This window comes from Nocardioides sp. zg-1228 (assembly GCF_017086465.1).
Lineage (GTDB): Bacteria > Actinomycetota > Actinomycetes > Propionibacteriales > Nocardioidaceae > Nocardioides.
Genome location: NZ_CP070961.1, coordinates 2031510 through 2048015, shown reverse-complemented (window position 1 = coordinate 2048015; position 16506 = coordinate 2031510). Strand labels below are relative to the sequence as shown.

15 protein-coding genes are annotated in these 16506 nt (G+C 73.1%); 2 read left to right on the top strand and 13 right to left on the bottom strand.

All coding sequences use genetic code 11. From position 1 onward, the window contains the following. Window positions 1-148: 148 nt before the first annotated feature. The 5 genes from JX575_RS09775 to JX575_RS09755 form a co-directional block, all read right to left on the bottom strand. Window positions 149-844, bottom strand: coding sequence for a GAF and ANTAR domain-containing protein (locus tag JX575_RS09775; RefSeq protein ID WP_186342223.1), 696 nt, complete (start codon window positions 842-844; stop codon window positions 149-151). Window positions 845-1065: 221 nt separating this feature from the next. Further along, entirely contained in the window at window positions 1066-2586 is a 1521-nt protein-coding gene (locus tag JX575_RS09770; protein WP_186342222.1) for a TldD/PmbA family protein, read from the bottom strand. A gap of 22 nt (window positions 2587-2608) precedes the next feature. Beyond that, entirely contained in the window at window positions 2609-5599 is a 2991-nt protein-coding gene (locus JX575_RS09765; RefSeq protein ID WP_186342221.1) for an SMC family ATPase, read from the bottom strand. After that, window positions 5596-6789, bottom strand: a complete 1194-nt coding sequence (locus JX575_RS09760; RefSeq protein WP_186342220.1) for an exonuclease SbcCD subunit D — start codon at window positions 6787-6789, stop codon at window positions 5596-5598. The genes JX575_RS09765 and JX575_RS09760 overlap by 4 nt, the downstream gene beginning before the upstream one ends. Before the next feature lie 69 nt (window positions 6790-6858). Further along, the gene (locus JX575_RS09755; RefSeq protein ID WP_241005093.1) at window positions 6859-7683 is read right to left on the bottom strand and encodes a formate dehydrogenase accessory sulfurtransferase FdhD; all 825 of its coding nucleotides are present in this window, start codon (window positions 7681-7683) and stop codon (window positions 6859-6861) included. A gap of 174 nt (window positions 7684-7857) precedes the next feature. Between JX575_RS09755 and JX575_RS09750 the strand changes: the two genes are divergently transcribed. Together JX575_RS09750 and JX575_RS09745 are read left to right on the top strand one after the other, a co-directional pair. Further along, a complete protein-coding gene (locus tag JX575_RS09750; protein WP_186342219.1) occupies window positions 7858-8001 on the top strand; it encodes a hypothetical protein in 144 nt (47 codons plus the stop codon). An 82-nt stretch (window positions 8002-8083) separates the two neighbouring features. Next, window positions 8084-8518: an OsmC family protein gene (locus JX575_RS09745; RefSeq protein ID WP_186342218.1), complete on the top strand. Its 435-nt coding sequence runs from the start codon at window positions 8084-8086 to the stop codon at window positions 8516-8518. Here the strand turns inward: JX575_RS09745 and JX575_RS09740 are convergent. From JX575_RS09740 to JX575_RS09705, 8 genes are all read right to left on the bottom strand, one after another. Next, entirely contained in the window at window positions 8505-9233 is a 729-nt protein-coding gene (locus tag JX575_RS09740) for a peptidylprolyl isomerase (protein ID WP_186342217.1), read from the bottom strand. The genes JX575_RS09745 and JX575_RS09740 overlap by 14 nt on opposite strands. A 25-nt stretch (window positions 9234-9258) precedes the next feature. Further along, a complete protein-coding gene (locus JX575_RS09735; protein ID WP_186342216.1) occupies window positions 9259-10098 on the bottom strand; it encodes an aldo/keto reductase in 840 nt (279 codons plus the stop codon). 89 nt (window positions 10099-10187) lie between these two features. Further along, on the bottom strand, window positions 10188-10553 hold the full coding sequence (mnhG, locus tag JX575_RS09730) for a monovalent cation/H(+) antiporter subunit G (protein WP_186342215.1): 366 nt from the start codon (window positions 10551-10553) through the stop codon (window positions 10188-10190). After that, window positions 10550-10855, bottom strand: a complete 306-nt coding sequence (locus JX575_RS09725; RefSeq protein WP_186342214.1) for a monovalent cation/H+ antiporter complex subunit F — start codon at window positions 10853-10855, stop codon at window positions 10550-10552. Before JX575_RS09725 ends, mnhG begins: the two co-directional genes overlap by 4 nt. Continuing rightward, window positions 10852-11427 carry a Na+/H+ antiporter subunit E gene (locus tag JX575_RS09720; RefSeq protein ID WP_186342213.1) on the bottom strand — a complete coding sequence of 192 codons (576 nt, stop codon included), beginning with the start codon at window positions 11425-11427 and terminating at the stop codon, window positions 10852-10854. Before JX575_RS09720 ends, JX575_RS09725 begins: the two co-directional genes overlap by 4 nt. Further along, window positions 11424-13118 (bottom strand): Na+/H+ antiporter subunit D, encoded by a 1695-nt coding sequence (locus tag JX575_RS09715; RefSeq protein ID WP_186342212.1) that lies wholly within the window; start codon window positions 13116-13118, stop codon window positions 11424-11426. The genes JX575_RS09720 and JX575_RS09715 overlap by 4 nt, the downstream gene beginning before the upstream one ends. Next, on the bottom strand, window positions 13115-13606 hold the full coding sequence (locus tag JX575_RS09710; RefSeq protein WP_186342211.1) for a Na(+)/H(+) antiporter subunit C: 492 nt from the start codon (window positions 13604-13606) through the stop codon (window positions 13115-13117). Before JX575_RS09710 ends, JX575_RS09715 begins: the two co-directional genes overlap by 4 nt. Beyond that, window positions 13603-16473 carry a Na+/H+ antiporter subunit A gene (locus JX575_RS09705; RefSeq protein WP_206054622.1) on the bottom strand — a complete coding sequence of 957 codons (2871 nt, stop codon included), beginning with the start codon at window positions 16471-16473 and terminating at the stop codon, window positions 13603-13605. The genes JX575_RS09710 and JX575_RS09705 overlap by 4 nt, the downstream gene beginning before the upstream one ends. Between the last annotated feature and the right edge of the window lie 33 nt (window positions 16474-16506).

The window sequence follows — 16506 nt, the reverse complement described above, 5'->3', positions numbered from 1 at the left end:
GAGTCTTCGCAGCATAGGGGCACCGCTTCGTCGTTCGAGTGGTGGGTGACGTCCCGTCGACCGGTGTCGTGCCACGGTCGGTGAGACCTGCGATGGAACTCACGGAACGGACCAGGTCTGCTGGAGGGATGGGGGAGTTCCAGATCGGCTAGGACGAGGGTGACGGAAGACGGCGGGTGTTGATCAGCTCGATGGCGACCTGGCGCAGCTTGACGTTGTGCGTCGAGGAGAGCCGGGTCAGCAGGGCCATCGCGCGATCCGCATCGACGTCGTAGCGCTCCATCACCACACCGCACGCCTGACCGATCAGGGTGCGGGAGTCCAAGGCCGCCTCGTACTGGTCCAGCCTTTGCGCGGCCAGTACGGCGAGGGCGATGTGCGCCGCGAGAGCCATGCCCTCGGACTTGTCCTCAGCGCTGAACGCGTCGGCCTCGGTCGAGTACATGCTCAGAGCGCCGACGATGTCCTTGATCGTGAACAAGCGGAAGGTCAAGACGCTGCGCGCTCCCGTCGCCTCGTGAAGCGCCGCTCCCCACCTGCGCCAACGACCGTCGGCAGCAAGGTCGGGAACGTAGACCGTGTCCACGTGCCACAGCGTGTCGAGGGCAGGTCCTTCGCCGAGCTCGGCTTGCAGCCGGTCGCCCACCGCTGCTACCTCGTCACTGGCAGCCGGAGTCTCCACCCGCTGCTTGCCGTACACGAGCGAGATGCTCGCGGAGTGACATCCCTCCACATTCCGCACCAGCAGTTCGACGGCGCTCTTCACAGTGGCCGCGGGGTCACCTTGGTCCTGCATCTCTCGGGCAGCGGCCGCCATGCGGTCCGAGATCGATTCCTCACCCACGCCCCCAGCCTCTCACTCCAAGGTCTTGTTGGTCCACGCGAACCACGGTATCGGTCCACGGGGCCGTCTTCTCGACCCCGTGGACCTGGCAGAGCCCCAACGCGCGCTGGACGTGTTCCGCCTGGTACGGCTGTACCCACGTGACGTGGAACTACACTCGAGCGCTCAGCCTCGTGTGGGTGCGTCTCGGTCGTCCGCGCCTGCCGACAGAGAACACATGGTCAGTGGCCCGCCTCGTCCATGGTGTTGAGGATGTTGACCCCGCGGAAGAGAGCGCTCGGACAGCCGTGGCTGACCGCCGCGACCTGGCCGGGCTGGGCCTTGCCGCAGTTGAAGGCGCCGCCGAGGACCCAGGTGTCGGGACCGCCGACGGCCTCCATCGAGCCCCAGAAGTCGGTGGTCGTCGCCTGGTAGGCGACGTCGCGGAGCATGCCGTCGAGCCGGCCGTCGGTGATCTTGTAGAACCGCTGGCCGGTGAACTGGAAGTTGAAGCGTTGCATGTCGATCGACCACGACTTGTCGCCGACCACGTAGATGCCCCGCTCCACGCGGGAGACGAGGTCGTCGGTGCCGAGATCGTCGGTGCCCGGCATCAGGGACACGTTGGCCATCCGCTGGATCGGGATGTGGCCGGGGGAGTCGGCGTAGGCGCAGCCGTTGGAGCGGCCGCCGTTGAGCTCGGGCTTGAGGTGGCCCATCGAGCGGTCCAGCTGGTAGCCCACCAGGACGCCGTCGCGGACGATGTCCCAGGCCTGGGTCTCCACGCCCTCGTCGTCGTAGCCGACGGTGGCCAGGCCGTGCTCCTGGGTGCGGTCGCCGCGCACGTTCATGACGGGCGAGCCGTAGCGCAGGGTGCCGAGCTTGTCGTAGGTCGCGAACGAGGTGCCGGCGTAGTTGGCCTCGTAGCCGAGCGCGCGGTCGAGCTCGGTGGCGTGGCCGATCGACTCGTGGATCGTGAGCCACAGGTTGGACGGGTCGACGACCAGGTCGTAGGTGCCGGCCTCGACGGTGGGTGCCGTGAGCTTCTCCGCGAGCAGCTCGGGCACCTCGGCGAGCTCGGCGTCCCAGTCCCAGTGGCCGCCGGTGAGGTATTCCCAGCCGCGGCCGACCGGTGGGGCGATGGAGGCCATCGAGTCGAAGATCCCGGTCTGCGCGTCCTCGCCGGTCGCCTCGAAGCCCGGCTGGAGGCGCACCCGCTGCTGGGTGGTGCGGGTGCCGGACAGGTCGGCGTAGTACTTGTTCTCCTGGACCTGCTGCAGGAAGGCGGTCGCGTGCGCGACGGCCGCCCCGGCGCGCAGCCGCTCGGTCCAGTCGACCAGCAGCGCTCCCTTGTCCCGCGTGGGCACCTCGAGCGGGTTGAGGTCGTAGCCGGAGACCCAGGTGACGTCGTCGTGCACCGGCTCGGGGGCGAGCTCGACCGGGGTCGTGGTCATCGCGGCGGCGACCTTGGCCACCGTCACGGCGGTCTCCGCGACGCGGCGCGCCTCGTCGTCGGTCAGCACCACCCCGGACGCGAAGCCCCAGGCCCCGTCGTGGACGACGCGGACCGCGAAGCCGACGTCCTCGGCGTCGCTGGCCGTCTGGAGCACGCCGTCGCGGGCCCCGAGGTACTGGTAGCGGTTGCGCTCGAACCGGAAGTCGGCGTGGCTGGCGCCGAGCTCGGCGGCCCGGGCCAGGGCCACGTCGCCGAGGCGGCGGTGGGGCAGCTCGCTGAAGGTCGGGTCGAGCCCGGGCGCACTCATGGCACGAACCTAGCCGAGTCGGTCAGGCGAGGGAGAGCGAGGTGTGGCTGCCGTTGCGGCCGCGGTGGACCCGCAGCTGGGTGGGGATGCGGGTCTGGAGCTCGGGGACGTGGCTGACCACGCCGACGACCCGGCCGCCGTCGCGCAGGGTGTCGAGGGTGTCCATCACGTCCTCGAGCGTCTCGGCGTCGAGCGAGCCGAAGCCCTCGTCGACGAAGAGCGTGTCGAGGTCGGTGCCGCCCGCCTCCTGGGTGATCACGTCGGCGAGGCCCAACGCCAGCGCCAGCGACACGACGAACGTCTCGCCGCCGGAGAGCGTCGCGGGATCGCGGCTGTCGCCGGTCCAGTCGTCGCGCACCAGCAGGCTGAGCCCGCCGCGCCGCTCCCCGGCACCGCGCTGGCCGGAGTGGACGAGGGAGTAGCGCTGGTCGCTCATCGTGGAGAGCCGGAGGTTGGCGGCCTCGACCACCTGTCCGAGCCGGTGCGCGAGGACGTAGGCGGAGAGCCGCATCTGGTGGCGGTTGTCGGCGTGCTTGCCCTCGACGAGGGCCGCGAGGTCGGTGACGAGGTCGAGGTCGTCACGGACCGGCGCCCAGGAGGCGAGGGCTCCCTCGATCTCGGCTCCGAGGTCGCGCAGGCGTCGTCCCTGCTCGTGCAGCCGAGCGTCCTCGTGGCGGGCCTGCCCGACCGCTTCCGTGGCCCGCTGATGGGCGAGGTCGAGGGCATCGAGGTCGGGAGCATCGGCCTCGCTCGCCTGCTGGAGCGTCTCGTCGGCGAGGAGGTCGCGCACCCGGGTCACCTCGCGCTCGTGGCGCTGCACCTCGTGCTCGAGCCGGGCGAGGTCGGACTCGGGCAGCCAGGCGGCGGCCCCGTCGTCGGACGACGCGAACCCGGCCCGCGCGGCCGCCCGGTCGGCCGCGTCCTGGGCACTGGCGGCCGTGGCGCGGGCCCGCGCGCACTCGGCTGCGAGGTCGGTGCAGCGTTGGGCGAGCTGCTCGACCCGCTGGTGGTGGGTGAGCAGGTCGTCGAGGTCGGACCCCTCGGGGACGACGGCGCCCACCTGCTCGCGGAGCGACTCCACGCGGGCCGCGAGCACCGCCGCCTCGGTGTCGAGGCGCGCCGCGGTCTCGGTCAGCGTCTCGCGCCGGCGGGTGAGGGACTCCTGCTCCTCGCGCAGGGCGACGAGCTGATCCGTGAGCGGCTGGAGCGTCGCGGCGTCGGCGCGGGCGGTGTCGCGGCGTGCCCGCACGTCGCGCTCGTCGGCGAGCAGGCGCTCGGGCGTGCCTCCCGCCTCGGCGAGCGCCGCGGCGAGCTGGGACTCCAGCCCGCGGACCTGCTGGGCGTGCGCCTCGACGACCACCTCGAGGTCGTCTACCTCCCGGCGCGCCTCGCGCTCGCTCGCCTCGTCGGGCGCCCCCGGCGCTGCGGCCGCGGGGGAGGGGTGGTCGGCGGAGCCGCACACGGGGCAGCAGGCGCCGACGGCGAGCTTGCGGGCGATCTCCGCCGCCATCCCGTCGAGACGCTGCTCGCGGATCTCGACGAGTGCCTCGCGGGCCAGCAGCCGGGCACCGGTGGCATCGGCGAGCGCCTGCTCGGCCTCGGCGAGGCCCGTCGCCAGCGTCTCGGCCGACCTCGCGGCGCGCAGTCGCGTGCCGATCACCGCGAGCTCCCGGTCGAGCGTGTCGGCGACCGCCACGGACTCACGGGCGGCGACGACGCGGGGCTCGATCTCGGCGACCGCGGCGGGCACGAGCGCCGCGCGCGCGTCGAGGCGGGTGAGGTCGGCGGCGACGTCGTCACGGCGTCGCCGGGCGCGGGCGAGCTCGTCAGCCAGGTCGGTCGCCTCGAGCTGGAGCGGCCGGACGCGGGCGAGGTCGGCGAGCGCGCGGGTGGCGGCCCGATGGTGCTCGGCCACCCGGAGGTCGTCGAGGTCGGTCGTGGCGAGCACCTCGGCGAGCGAGTCGAGGGCGCGTGCTCGTCGCTGGTCGAGGTCGTCGACGTGCGCGTGCGAGGACACCGCGAGGTCGTGGAGCGAGCGGACCGAGGCGGCACGCCGGGCCCGCTCGACCCGGCTGCGCCGGAGGTCGTGGTCGGGCGTGGCGTCCTCGAGGTCGGCCCAGTCCCGGCGCGCGGCGGCGTGGGTGGCGCGGAGGCGATGGAGCTCGGTGCCGGTGGCCCGCGCCTCGGCGGCGGCGCTCTCCGCGGCGACCGCGGCCTCGACGCGGGCCGACTGCGCGTCCGCGCTCGCGGTGGTGGCCTCGGTCAGTGCGGTGATCCACGCGCCGAGGCCCGCCGGGTCGGACGTCCAGTCGTCGGGGGCCGCGTCGCCGCCCACCTCGCTGACGCGGCTCACCAGGTCGGCGACCGTGGTCCGGTGGGCCTCGGAGGTGCGGCGCAGCTCGACCCGGCGATCGCGCAGCCACCGCTCGGAACGGTCGAAGCGTCCGGTCTGGAAGACCTGCTGCAGCAGGGCGTGGCGCTCCTCCGAGCGGGCGCGCAGGAAGGCCTGGAAGCGGCCCTGCGGCAGCAGCGCCACCTGGCAGAACTGCGGAAGCGTCATGCCGACCAGGCGCGTGACGAGGTGACCGGTCTCGTCGAGGCGGGTGCTGAGGGGGTGCCAGAGGTGCTCCCCGCGGCCGTCCGGCGCCGCGCGCCGCTCGGAGATCACCACGCGCGCCTGCTCGGTGGTCGTGCCGGAGCCGCGCTTCTTGGGCCGGGTCCAGGCAGGGGACCGGTCGATGCGGAACCGTCGTCCGGACAGGGTGGCCTCGAGCACCACCCGCGGGACCACGTCGTCGCTCGCGTGGTCGGAGCGCAGTCGCTTGGCCGTGGCCCGGTCGCCCGGGACGTCGCCGTAGAGCGCGAAGCAGACCGCGTCGAGGATGCTGGACTTGCCGGCGCCGGTGGGCCCGCTGAGCAGGAACAGGCCGGCGTCGGAGAGGGCGTCGAAGTCGATCGACACCGGGGCCGCGAACGGGCCGAACCCGACGACGTGCAGGTGGTGCAGCCTCACCCGGCACCACCCGGGGCCGGCGTCGGACCGGCCGCCGCGCCGACGAGGACGTCCTGGTCGGGATCGTGGCAGCACGCCTCGATCGCCTCGCGCAGCAGCGCGGACTCGGCGTCGGTGGCCCGGGACCCGCGCACGTGCTGGACGAAGTCGAGGGCGATGGCGTGGTCGCTGGTGCCGTCGGCCGGCCGGGCGGGCGCGCCGACCTGCGCGGCGGGGGTGGGGAACTGCAGCACGAGGGTGTGGGGGAAGCGTCGCCGCAGCTGCTCCATCGCGCGGGCGGGGCGGCGGTCGTCGGTGAGGACGGCCTGCACCCAGGCGTCCTCGTGGACGGCGAGGGTCGGGTCGGCGAGGAGGTCGGTCAGGGTGCCGGTGATCCGGGCCAGCCGCCGGGGCACCGGCGCGTCGATCCAGGTCGCGGAGCGGAGGCCGCTCGCGCCGAGCTCGACCAGCCACGACCCCTTGGCCTGGTCGGCCTCGGAGAAGGAGTAGGCCAGCGGCGAGCCGGAGTAGCGGAGGCCGTCGGCCAGGACGTGGGGGCCGTGGAGGTGTCCGAGCGCGGTGTAGTCGATGCCGTCGAAGACGCTGGTGGCGACCCGGGAGACGCCCCCGACGCTGATGTCGCGCTCGGACTCCGACGGCGTGGCGCCGGCGACGAAGGCGTGGGCGAGCACCACGCTGCGCGTCGTGGCGGGGCGGGCGTCGAGGTCGGCGCGCACCCGCCTCATCGCCTCGGTGAGTGCGGTATCGTGGCTGCGGCGCCCGAGCGCCCAGGGCTCGAGCAGCGCGGACGGGTCGAGGTAGGGGATCGCGTGGAACGCCACGTCGCCGTGCTCGTCGGCGAGCACGACCGGCGTGCCGACCGAGGAGGCGTCGGTGCGGACGAACACGCCGGCGGCGTCCATCAGCCGCGAGCCGAAGCCGAGGCGGCGGGCGCTGTCGTGGTTGCCGCTGCTCACCACGACGCGGGCGCGGGAGGCCGCGAGCCGGGCGAACGCCTCGTCGGCGAGCGCGACCGCGTCGACGTGGGGGAGGGCGCGGTCGTAGACGTCGCCGGAGACCACGACGACGTCGACCCGCTCCGCCGCGACCACCTCGAGGAGGTGGTCGACGAACGCACCCTGGTGGCCAAGGAGTCCTTCGCGGTGGAAGGACCTCCCGAGATGCCAGTCGGAGGTGTGGAGGATGCGCACGGCACGACCGTAGATCGCGGCACCGACACGGCCGCGGCCCCACGCCGCCGGCGCGACGTGAGACGCCGCTCAGTAGCGCACGGTGCGGCCCGCCGAGGTGAACCCCCACAGGTCGATGCCGGCCTCGTCGGCGAGGCGGGCGGCGAGGCTCGTGGGGGCGCCCACCGCTGCGATCGAGCCGATGCCGACGGCCGCAGCCTTCTGCACCAGCTCGAAGCCCACCCGTCCGCTCAGGACCAGGCACGCGGCGGCGGGGGCCTCGCCGGCGAGCACGCGGGCGCCGATGACCTTGTCGACGGCGTTGTGGCGACCGACGTCCTCGCGCACCACCCGCAGCGCGCCGCCGGCGTCGGTGAGGCCTGCGGCGTGAACGCCGCCGGTGCGCGCGAAGAGCGTCTGTCGCTCGCGCAGCGCGTCCGGGAGGCGGCGGACGACGGAGGCGTCGGGGCGGGCGCCGGCCCAGGCAGCGCTCGTCCGGGTGGCGAGGGCGTCGGCGATGCTGTCCTTGCCGCACACACCGCACGCCGACGAGCCCGAGGAGGCGGCGTCGTGGCGGTGCGGCACCACGGGCTCACCCGACACGGTCACGGTGACGACGTTGTACTCCTGCTCGGGCGCGAGGTCGGCGTCCGTGCAGTAGGCGACCTGGGCGATCGACCCGGGGCGGGCCAGGCCCTCGGCGACCAGCCACCCCGCGGCGAGCTCGAAGTCGTGGCCGGGGGTGCGCATGGTCACCCACGCCCGCCTGGGCGCCAGCGCGCCCGACCGGACCCGGATCTCGAGCGGCTCCTCGGTGATCAGGCGGTCCTCACGGGCCGTCTCGGAGCCCGAGGCGTGCTCCACGACGCGGGTGCGGACCGAGGGTCCGGGGCGTCGCGATCGCTCGATGGTCACGCCTTCGAACCTACCTCCCGCGCGGTCGGGCGAGTGGGCGAGATCACGCCGGCGCCGATGGGGGCGCGTCGTGTCCGGCTCCCTATGCTGTAAGGGTCGCAACGGAGCGACAACTTCTTACATCCACTGTTCGAACGTGAGGGTCGGATGCCCTCGGACAAGGAACGAAACTCCATGAACCCGCAGCTGCACCTCGCGCTCAGCCTCGTCGACTCGCGTGCGCGCGCCGCCGAGGACCGCGCCCTCCTGCGCAACGTGGAGATCGCCCGTCGCGAAGAGCGCCGCGCCCGTCGCGCCGCGCGCCGCGGCACCCGCTGAGCCCCCGCGGGCACACGGCCCGCCGTCCACACCGTCGTGGACCCGCACCCTGCCCGAGCGCCGCTCTGGCAGGGTGGTCGTCATGACGGACGACACGGTGCGCAGCGTCGAGATCACCCGGATCGGGCCCGCCAGGTTCAAGGCCACCAACGCGCGTGGCGGTGAGACCTACTTCGGCACCGGGGGAGCGGACCCCGACTTCACCCCGGTCGAGCTGCTGCTCGCCGCCATCGCCGGGTGCAGCGCGCTCGACGTCGAGGCGATCACCCACAAGCGGACGAGCAGCACGACGTTCGACGTCCACGCCGAGGGCCGCAAGGTGCGCGACGCCGACGGCAACCACCTGACCGGGATCCGCGTGTCGTTCGACATCGCCTTCCCCGAGGGCCCCGACGGCGACGCCGCGAGCCACCGGGTGCAGTCGGCGATCGAGATGTCCCGCGACCGGCTCTGCACGGTCTCGCGGACCGTGCAGCTCGGCGAGGACGTGGTCTACGAGCCCGTCAGCCGACCGTGACGGTCTCGATGGTGACGTCCTTGTTGGGCGCGCCGCCGCCGGCCGGGTGGGCGCCGTCGTTGCCCTCGGCGGCGATCTTGTCGATGACCTCGAGTCCGGCCTCGTCGATCGTGCCGAACACCGTGTAGCTCGGCGGGAACTGCGAGTCGCGGAAGACCAGGAAGAACTGCGAGCCGTTGGTGTCCGGCCCGGCGTTGGCCATCGCGAGGGTGCCCGCCGGGTAGGTCTCGTCACCGCTCAGCTCGTCGGCGAAGGAGTAGCCGGCGCCGCCGGAGCCGGTGCCCGTCGGGTCGCCGCACTGCAGGATGCCGAAGCCGTCCTGGTCGCCGATGCGCGGGCAGGGCGTGTCGTTGTAGAAGCCCTGCTCGGCCAGCGACACGAACGAGTTGACGGTGCAGGGGGCCGAGCCCGCGTCGAGGGTCAGCCCGATGTCGCCGAAGTTGGTGATGATCGTCGCGGGCACGGTGCCGTCGGCCAGCGCCTCCGCCTCGGGGGGCTCGACGTCGCGGGCCGGCTCCTGGCCGTCCTCGGGGTACTCGCAGGTGGTCGTCTTGCCCGACGCCGACTCGCTGGGGGACTCGCTGGGGGACTCACTCGTCGACTCGCTGGTGGAGTCGGCGGCCGGGTCGTCCGCGCTCTGGTCGGCCTCGTTGCCGCAGCCGGCGAGGGCGAGGACGGACAGGCAGGCGGCCACAGTGGCGAGTCGCTTCAGCATGCCCACGATCGTAACGAGCCCCTCGTCACATCTCCTCATAGGTGTCCGGGTCGCCGCCGAACAGGCGCCCGTCGGACTCCCCGAGACGCGAGATGGCGGCCATCTCGTCGTCGGTGAGCTCGAAGCCGAACACGTCGAGGTTCTGCGCCTGGCGGGCCGGGTCGACGGACTTGGGGACGGGCAGCGAGCCGAGCTGGACGTGCCAGCGCAGGATGACCTGGCCCGGCGAGACGTCGTGCGCCTCGGCGGCCCCCCGGACGGCGTCCTCCGTCAGCGGCGCGCGACGCTTGCCCATCGGGCTCCACGCCTCGGTGCGGATGCCGAGCCGCTCGTGGACCTCGCGCATGTGCTCCTGCGGGAAGCGCGGGTGCAGCTCGATCTGGTTGACCGCCGGCGTGACGCCGGTGTCGTCGATGATGCGGGCGAGGTGCTCCTCGGTGAAGTTGGAGACACCGATCGATCGGACCAGCCCGTCCTGCTGCAGCTGCACCAGGGCGCGCCACGCCTCGACGTACCGGCCCTGGCTCGGGTTGGGCCAGTGGATCAGGTGGAGGTCGGTGCGCTCGAGGCCGAGGCGGTCGAGCGACTCGCGCACGGACGCGATGGCGTCGTCGTAGCCGTGGTGCCGGCCCGGGATCTTGGTGGTCACGACGAGCTCGTCGCGGGGGACGCCCGAGCGACGGATGGCCTCGCCGACCTCGGTCTCGTTGTCGTAGTTGACCGCCGTGTCGATCAGGCGGTAGCCCGTCTCGATGGCGGAGAGGACCGCCGCGGTGCCGTCGTCGCCGACCAGCGGATAGGTGCCGAAGCCGATCGCGGGGATCGTCGTGCCGTCGTTGAGGGTGTAGGTCGGGGTGTCAGCCATGCGTCCCACCGTAGGCCGCAGGCGGGCGGGGGCGCAGGGGGGTGCGCCCGAGGACGCGGCGCCGGTCAGGGCGCCGGTCAGGGCGCCGGTCAGGGCGCTCCGCGGGGCTCCTCGTGGGCCGGACCGTCGGTGAGCTCGTCGACGACGAGCAGGTCGTGGCGCACCTGCCCGGCGCGGAACGACGCGCGCCCGACCATGTGGCTGGTCACCACGCTCGTCGCCATCTGCAGCAGCACGATCAGCGCGAGGACGCCCACCACACTGGGCTCGCGGAGCCGGAGGGCGACGCCGGTCATCACCAGCATGGTGCCGAGCACCTGGGGCTTGGTGGCCGCGTGCATCCGGCTGAGGAGGTCGGGCAGCCGCAGGACGCCGATCGCGGCGACGAGGGCGAGCAGCGCGCCCAGCAGGATGCACACGGCGGCCGCCACGTCGGCGACGTCGGTCCAGCTCATCGGGCACCCCCCGTGCTGCTCTCGTCGCGGTCGCCGGCCTCGATGTCGTCGCTGCGGCTGGCGTAGCGCGCGACGCTGACGGCGCCGACCATGCCGCAGCCCGCGAGGACCACCAGCATCGGGAGGGCGTACGTGGTGCCGCTGTGGGCGACGTAGAGGCCCGTCGCGGAGACGGTCACCGCGACGATCACGTCGAGCGCGACGCTGCGGTCGAGGATCGTCGGTCCGATGGTGAGCCGGACGAGCAGCAGCCCGGCGGCGGCCGCGAGCAGCCCCGCCGCGAGCACGAGCACGAGGGTCATGGCTGCTCCTGCGGGGTCGGTGCGGGGGTGGGCGTCCGGAGCGGCAGCGCGTGCAGGAGCCGTTGCTCCAGGTCGAGCGCGGTGCGGCGGAACGTCTCGGCCGCCTCCGCGTCGGGCACGTCGAGCACGTGCAGGTAGAGCGTGTGGGTCGAGCGTCGGGCCTCGACGACCACCGAGCCGGGGATGAGGGAGAGCATCGACGCGACCAGGGTCAACAGGAAGTCGGACTCGGTCTCCAGGTCGACCGCCACGACGGCGTTGCGCACCGGCCGGCGGCGCAGGACCACCCCGGCCACCTCGATGCTGGCCCGCACGATCTCGGCCAGGAAGTGGGCGATCACGCCGAGCAGCGGGATCGGGCGTACGCGCGAGCCCAGGTCGATCGGGGGCAGCGGGAAGGCGAGGCAGACCAGGACCGCCACGATCACCCCGCCCACGACGAGGAGCGGCGTCACGTCGCCCCACATCGCCAGCCACACGACGAGCAGCCAGGCGACCGCACGCGGCTGGACGGCCCGGTGCCGAGCGGGCCGGGTGCTGCCGTCGGGGCGGGTGCGCACCACCGGGCTCATGGCTGGTCCTCGGTGAGGACGGAGGAGAGGTAGGGCGTGCGCTCGTGCAGGTCGACGGCCGCACGGTCGCCGAGCGCGTAGAGCGGTCCGGCGATCACCGTCAGCAGCACGCTGGCCACGACCAGGCCGCTGGCCGGCAGCAGCATGCCCAGCGGCGACGTGCGGCTGTCCTCGCCTGCCTGGATCAGGGTGTAGAAGTCGCGGTCGGGCTCGTTGTCGTCGCCGAGGCGTCGCGCCTCCTCGATGTCGCGCCTCGACACGCTGCCCGACGCGGTGTGCACGTGCCCGCGGTGCTGGAGGGCGGGCTGGCTGTCGTAGCCGGGGATCGGGTCGCCGCCGGTGTCACCGATGGCCTCGAGCGCCTCGTGGGCCTCGCGCGGCGTGCGCCAGAACGCGACGGTCCACGTCTTGGCGACCGCGTAGAGCGTGAGCAGGCTGGTCGCGGCGCCGGCGGCGACGAGCGTCCAGGCGAGCGGGCTGCCGTCGAGCTGGGCCGCCTGGAACAGCCCGACCTTGCCGATGAACCCGGAGAACGGCGGGATGCCGGCGAGGTTCATCGCCGGCACGAAGAACAGCACCGCCAGCACCGGGGCGAGGCGCGCGAGCCCGCCGATGCGCATCAGGGCCGTGCTGCCGGCTCGCCGCTCGACGAGGCCGAGCACCAGGAAGAGCGCCGTCTGGATGGTGATGTGGTGGACGACGTAGAACGTCGTGCCCGCGGTGCCCGCCCGGCTGTCGAGCGCGATGCCGAGGATGAGGTAGCCGATGTGGCTGACGAGAGTGAACGACAGCATGCGCTTGATGTCGGACTGGGCGATGGCGCCGAGGATGCCGATGATCATCGTGAGCAGCGCCGCCCACAGCAGCAGGCCGGTCAGAGGGCTGTCGGGGAAGAGGAGGGTCTGCATGCGCAGGATCGCGTAGACGCCGACCTTGGTCAGCAACCCGGCGAACACCGCGGTGACCGGCGCGGGGGCGGTCGGATAGCTGTCGGGCAGCCACAGCGACAGCGGGAACACCGCCGCCTTGATCGCGAACGTCGTGAGCAGCAGGAGCTGGATCATCAGCGACACGTGGTCGGGCAGCTCCGCGAGCCGCTCGGCCAGGTGGGCGAGGGTGAGCGTCCCGGTGGCGGCGTAGGTGACCGCCAGGCTGATCAGGAACAGGGTCGAGGAGAGCAGGTTGACCAGCACGTAGATCGTGCCGGCCCGCACCCGTGCCGCGGTGCCGCCGAGGGTGAGCAGGACGTAGCTGGCGAACAGCAGCATCTCGAAGCTGACGAACAGGTTGAACAGGTCGCCGGCGAGGAACGCGTTGGCCACGCCCGCGACGAGCACCAGGAAGGTCGGGTGGTAGATCGAGATCGGCGCACCCTCCTCGTCCTCGGTCATGCCCTGCCCGACCGAGTAGGCGAGAACCGCGAGTGTCACGACGGCGCTGACGAGGAGCATGAGCGCGGCGAGCCGGTCGGCGACCAGGACGATGCCGATGGTCTCCGGCCAGGCGCCGATCCACACCGTCTGCGGACCGTGCTGGTCGGCCTGGTAGAGCAGCACCGCGGCGACCACGACGACGACGCTGAGCACGCCGAGGGCGAGCCAACGCTGGATGCGCGGGTGGTGCAGCAGCGCGAGCGACGCGCCGGCACCGAGGATCGGCAGCAGCACCGGGAGCGGGACGAGGGCGTTCACTGTGACCTCATCTCGGCGGCGTCGGCGGCCAGCGGGTCGTCGTCGGGACCTTGGCCGAGGTCGCCACTGGAGTCGTCGCCGGGGAAGTCGGAGGTGGTGGCGTCGTAGGCCTCGGACGTGACGTCGCGGTGCGCGAGCCTGCGGATGGTGTCGTCCTCGATGTCGTCCTGCACGTCGTCGTGCCCGTTGAGCTGCCAGCTGCGGTAGGCCATGGCCAGCACGAACGCGGTGGTGGCGAGGGTGATGACGATGGCCGTGAGCACCATCGCCTGGGGGAGGGGGTCGGTGAGGCCCGTGGTGTCGCCGCCCTTGGTCACGATGGGCGCCCGGCCGGCGGGACCGCCGGCCACCATGAAGGACAGGCTGACGCCGTTGCCGATCATGACGAGGCCGATGAGCACCCGAGACAGGCTGCGCTCGAGGACGAGGTAGACGCCGCAGCCGAGCAGCGACGCCGCGATGAGGACGAGCGTGAGGTTGACGGTCATGCGTTCTCCGTCTCCGTGCGGCGCAGCTCGCGCTGGATGTCGCGGTCGATGTGGGACCCGAGCGCGCGCAGCAGGTCGAGGACGAGCCCGACGACCACGAGGTAGACGCCGACGTCGAAGAGGGCGGACGAGACCAGGTGCAGGTCGCCGAGGAGCGGCACGTGCAGGTCGATGACCGCGGACTGCAGCACGACGCCGCCGAACGCCAGGGGCAGCAGCGCGGCCAGCGCGGCGACGGCGAGTCCGCCGCCGATCAGGCGCCCGGCGTCCACCGGCGCGGCCTCGTCGAGCTCGTAGCGGCCGCCGGCCAGGTAGCGGATCACGAGGGCCAGACCGGTGGTCATGCCGGCCGCGAAGCCGCCGCCCGGGGCGTTGTGCCCCGCAAGCAGGAGGTAGACCGAGATCACGATCAGCGTGTGGAAGAGCAGCCGGACGATGACCTCGAAGACGATCGAGCGCTTCTCGGGCGCCAAGGTGCGCGAGCCCGGGAGCCAGGCTCGTCGGCCGGGGGACGTCGCGACCTTCTTGACGCCCACGGGGAACGGGATGTCGTGGACGCGGCGGATGTCGGCTCCGCGGGCGTTGACGTAGACCAGGCTGGCCACACCGGTGGCCGCCGCCACCAGCACCGAGAGCTCGCCGAGCGTGTCCCACGCGCGGGTGTCGACGAGGATGACGTTGACGATGTTGCCTCCGCCGCCGAACTCGAGCGCCTGCTCGGGCAGCGTCAGCGAGACCGGGTCGCTGACGCGCGCCGCGCCCGCCATGAGGAGGAACCCGGCGACGACGACCGCCACTGCGAGCCCCAGCGCCATGCGGACCCAGCGCTGGGCGGTGAGCGGGCGGTCGGTGAAGTACTCGGGCAGCCGGCGCAGGGCCAGCACGAACACCACCACGGTCAGCGTCTCGACGAGCGCCTGCGTGAGGGCGAGGTCGGGGGCTCCCTGGAGGACGAACAGCAGTGCCGTGCCGTAGCCCGTCACGCTGACGAGCAGCACGGCGCGGATGCGGCGGCGCGACCGGGCGGTCAGCACGGCGGCGGCGACGATGATGACGCCGATGACGGCTTGGGCGGGGTTGTCCCACGCCTGCACGTCGACGTCGCCGAGGCCGCCGAGGAGCGTCGAGCCGGGCAGCACCACGAGGACGACGAGGATGATGCCGAGGTAGGCCGCCGCGGAGCCGCGCTGGACCACACCGGTGACCTCGACCGCGGTGCGGTCGAGCAGCCGCATCCCGCCGCGGTAGGCGCGTTCGAGGCTCCAGTCATGGGCAAGGGCGGCCTGGAAGCGGGCGACGGGCTCGCGGGCGACGAACAGGACGGCGCCGGCGGCGAGCGTGATCGCCGTCAGCAGCAGTGGCAGCCCCGTGCCGTGCCACAGGGTGAGCTCGGGCTCGTGGGCCCCGGGCGGGAACGCGTCGGCCTGCCCCGCGAGGAGCGAGGTGAGCGGCCCGCCGGAGGCGCCGAGCAGGAGCGACAGGGCGGCCAGCACGACGGGCGCGGCGACGAAGGCGGCGGAGGGGGAGTGGACCGACGGAGGGGACGCGACGCCGCGGTTGGCGAACGCGCCCCACAGGAACCGCGCGGAGTAGGCCGCGGTGAGGATGGAGCCGACGACCACGCCGGCGACCAGCAGCCATCCGTTGGCCGTGGTGATCCCCGTGCCGTCACCGTCGCGGGCGACGTCGACGAGGGCGACCAGGACGCTCTCCTTGGCGACGTAGCCCAGGAGCGGCGGGACGCCGGCCATCGAGGCGGCGGCGAGGGCCGCGGCACCGGCGAGGACGGGCATCCGGCGGGCCAGGCCGGTCAGCTCGCGCAGGTCACGGGTGCCGGTGCTGTGGTCGATGATCCCGACGACGAGGAAGAGCGTCGCCTTGAACAGCGCGTGGGCGAGCAGGAGCGCCAGGCCGGCCATCATCGCGCTGCGGGTGCCGGTGCCCAGCACGAGCACTAGGAAGCCGAGCTGGCTCACGGTGCCGTAGGCGAGCAGCAGCTTGAGGTCGTGCTGGCGCAGGGCGCGGACCCCGCCGAGCACCATGGTCGCGAGGCCGAGGACGAGCAGCGTGGTGCGCCAGCCGGTGACGGCGGCGAAGGCGGGCGCGAGGAGGGCCACGAGGTAGACCCCGGCCTTCACCATGGACGCCGCGTGGAGGTAGGCGCTCACCGGGGTGGGCGCCGCCATCGCGGAGGGCAGCCAGAAGTGGAAGGGGAGGAGGGCCGACTTGCTGATCGCCCCGACGAGGAGCAGCAGCACGCCGACGGTCACCGCGATGCCCGTGGGCGGGTCGGCGAGGATCTCGGAGATGCGGTAGGTCCCGGCGGCGTGGCCGACCAGGATCGCTCCGACGAGGAGCACGAGGCCGCCGAGCGTCGTGACGACGAGCGCCTGGATGGCGGCCCGCCTGCTGGCTCGTCGGGCGGAGTCGTGGCCGATCAGCAGGAAGGAGAAGACCGTGGTCAGCTCCCAGAACACGTAGAGCAGCAGCAGGTCGTCGGCCAGGACGAGGCCCAGCATCGAGGCCACGAACGCCACCAGCACGCCCGCGAAGCGAGGCACGCCGTCGTCGTCGTCGTCGAAGTACCAGGCGCAGTAGCCGAGGACGAGCGCACCGATGCCGAGCACGATGAGGGCCATCAGCCACTGCAGGGTGCCCATGGCGAAGGCGAGATCCATGCCGATGCTGCCGACCCACGGATGCACCTCGACGAGCATCTCGCCGTCGTGCACGGCGGGCGTCTGCGCGGCGACCCAGATCGCACCGGCGAGAGGTACTGCCGCCAGGGCCAGGAACACGCGCCGTCCGGCACGCAGCACGAGCCACGGCGATGCCACTGCCGCCGCCAGCAGCACGGCGATCAGCATCAGCACAAGCGGGGGTCCTCGTCGTCGGTGGCG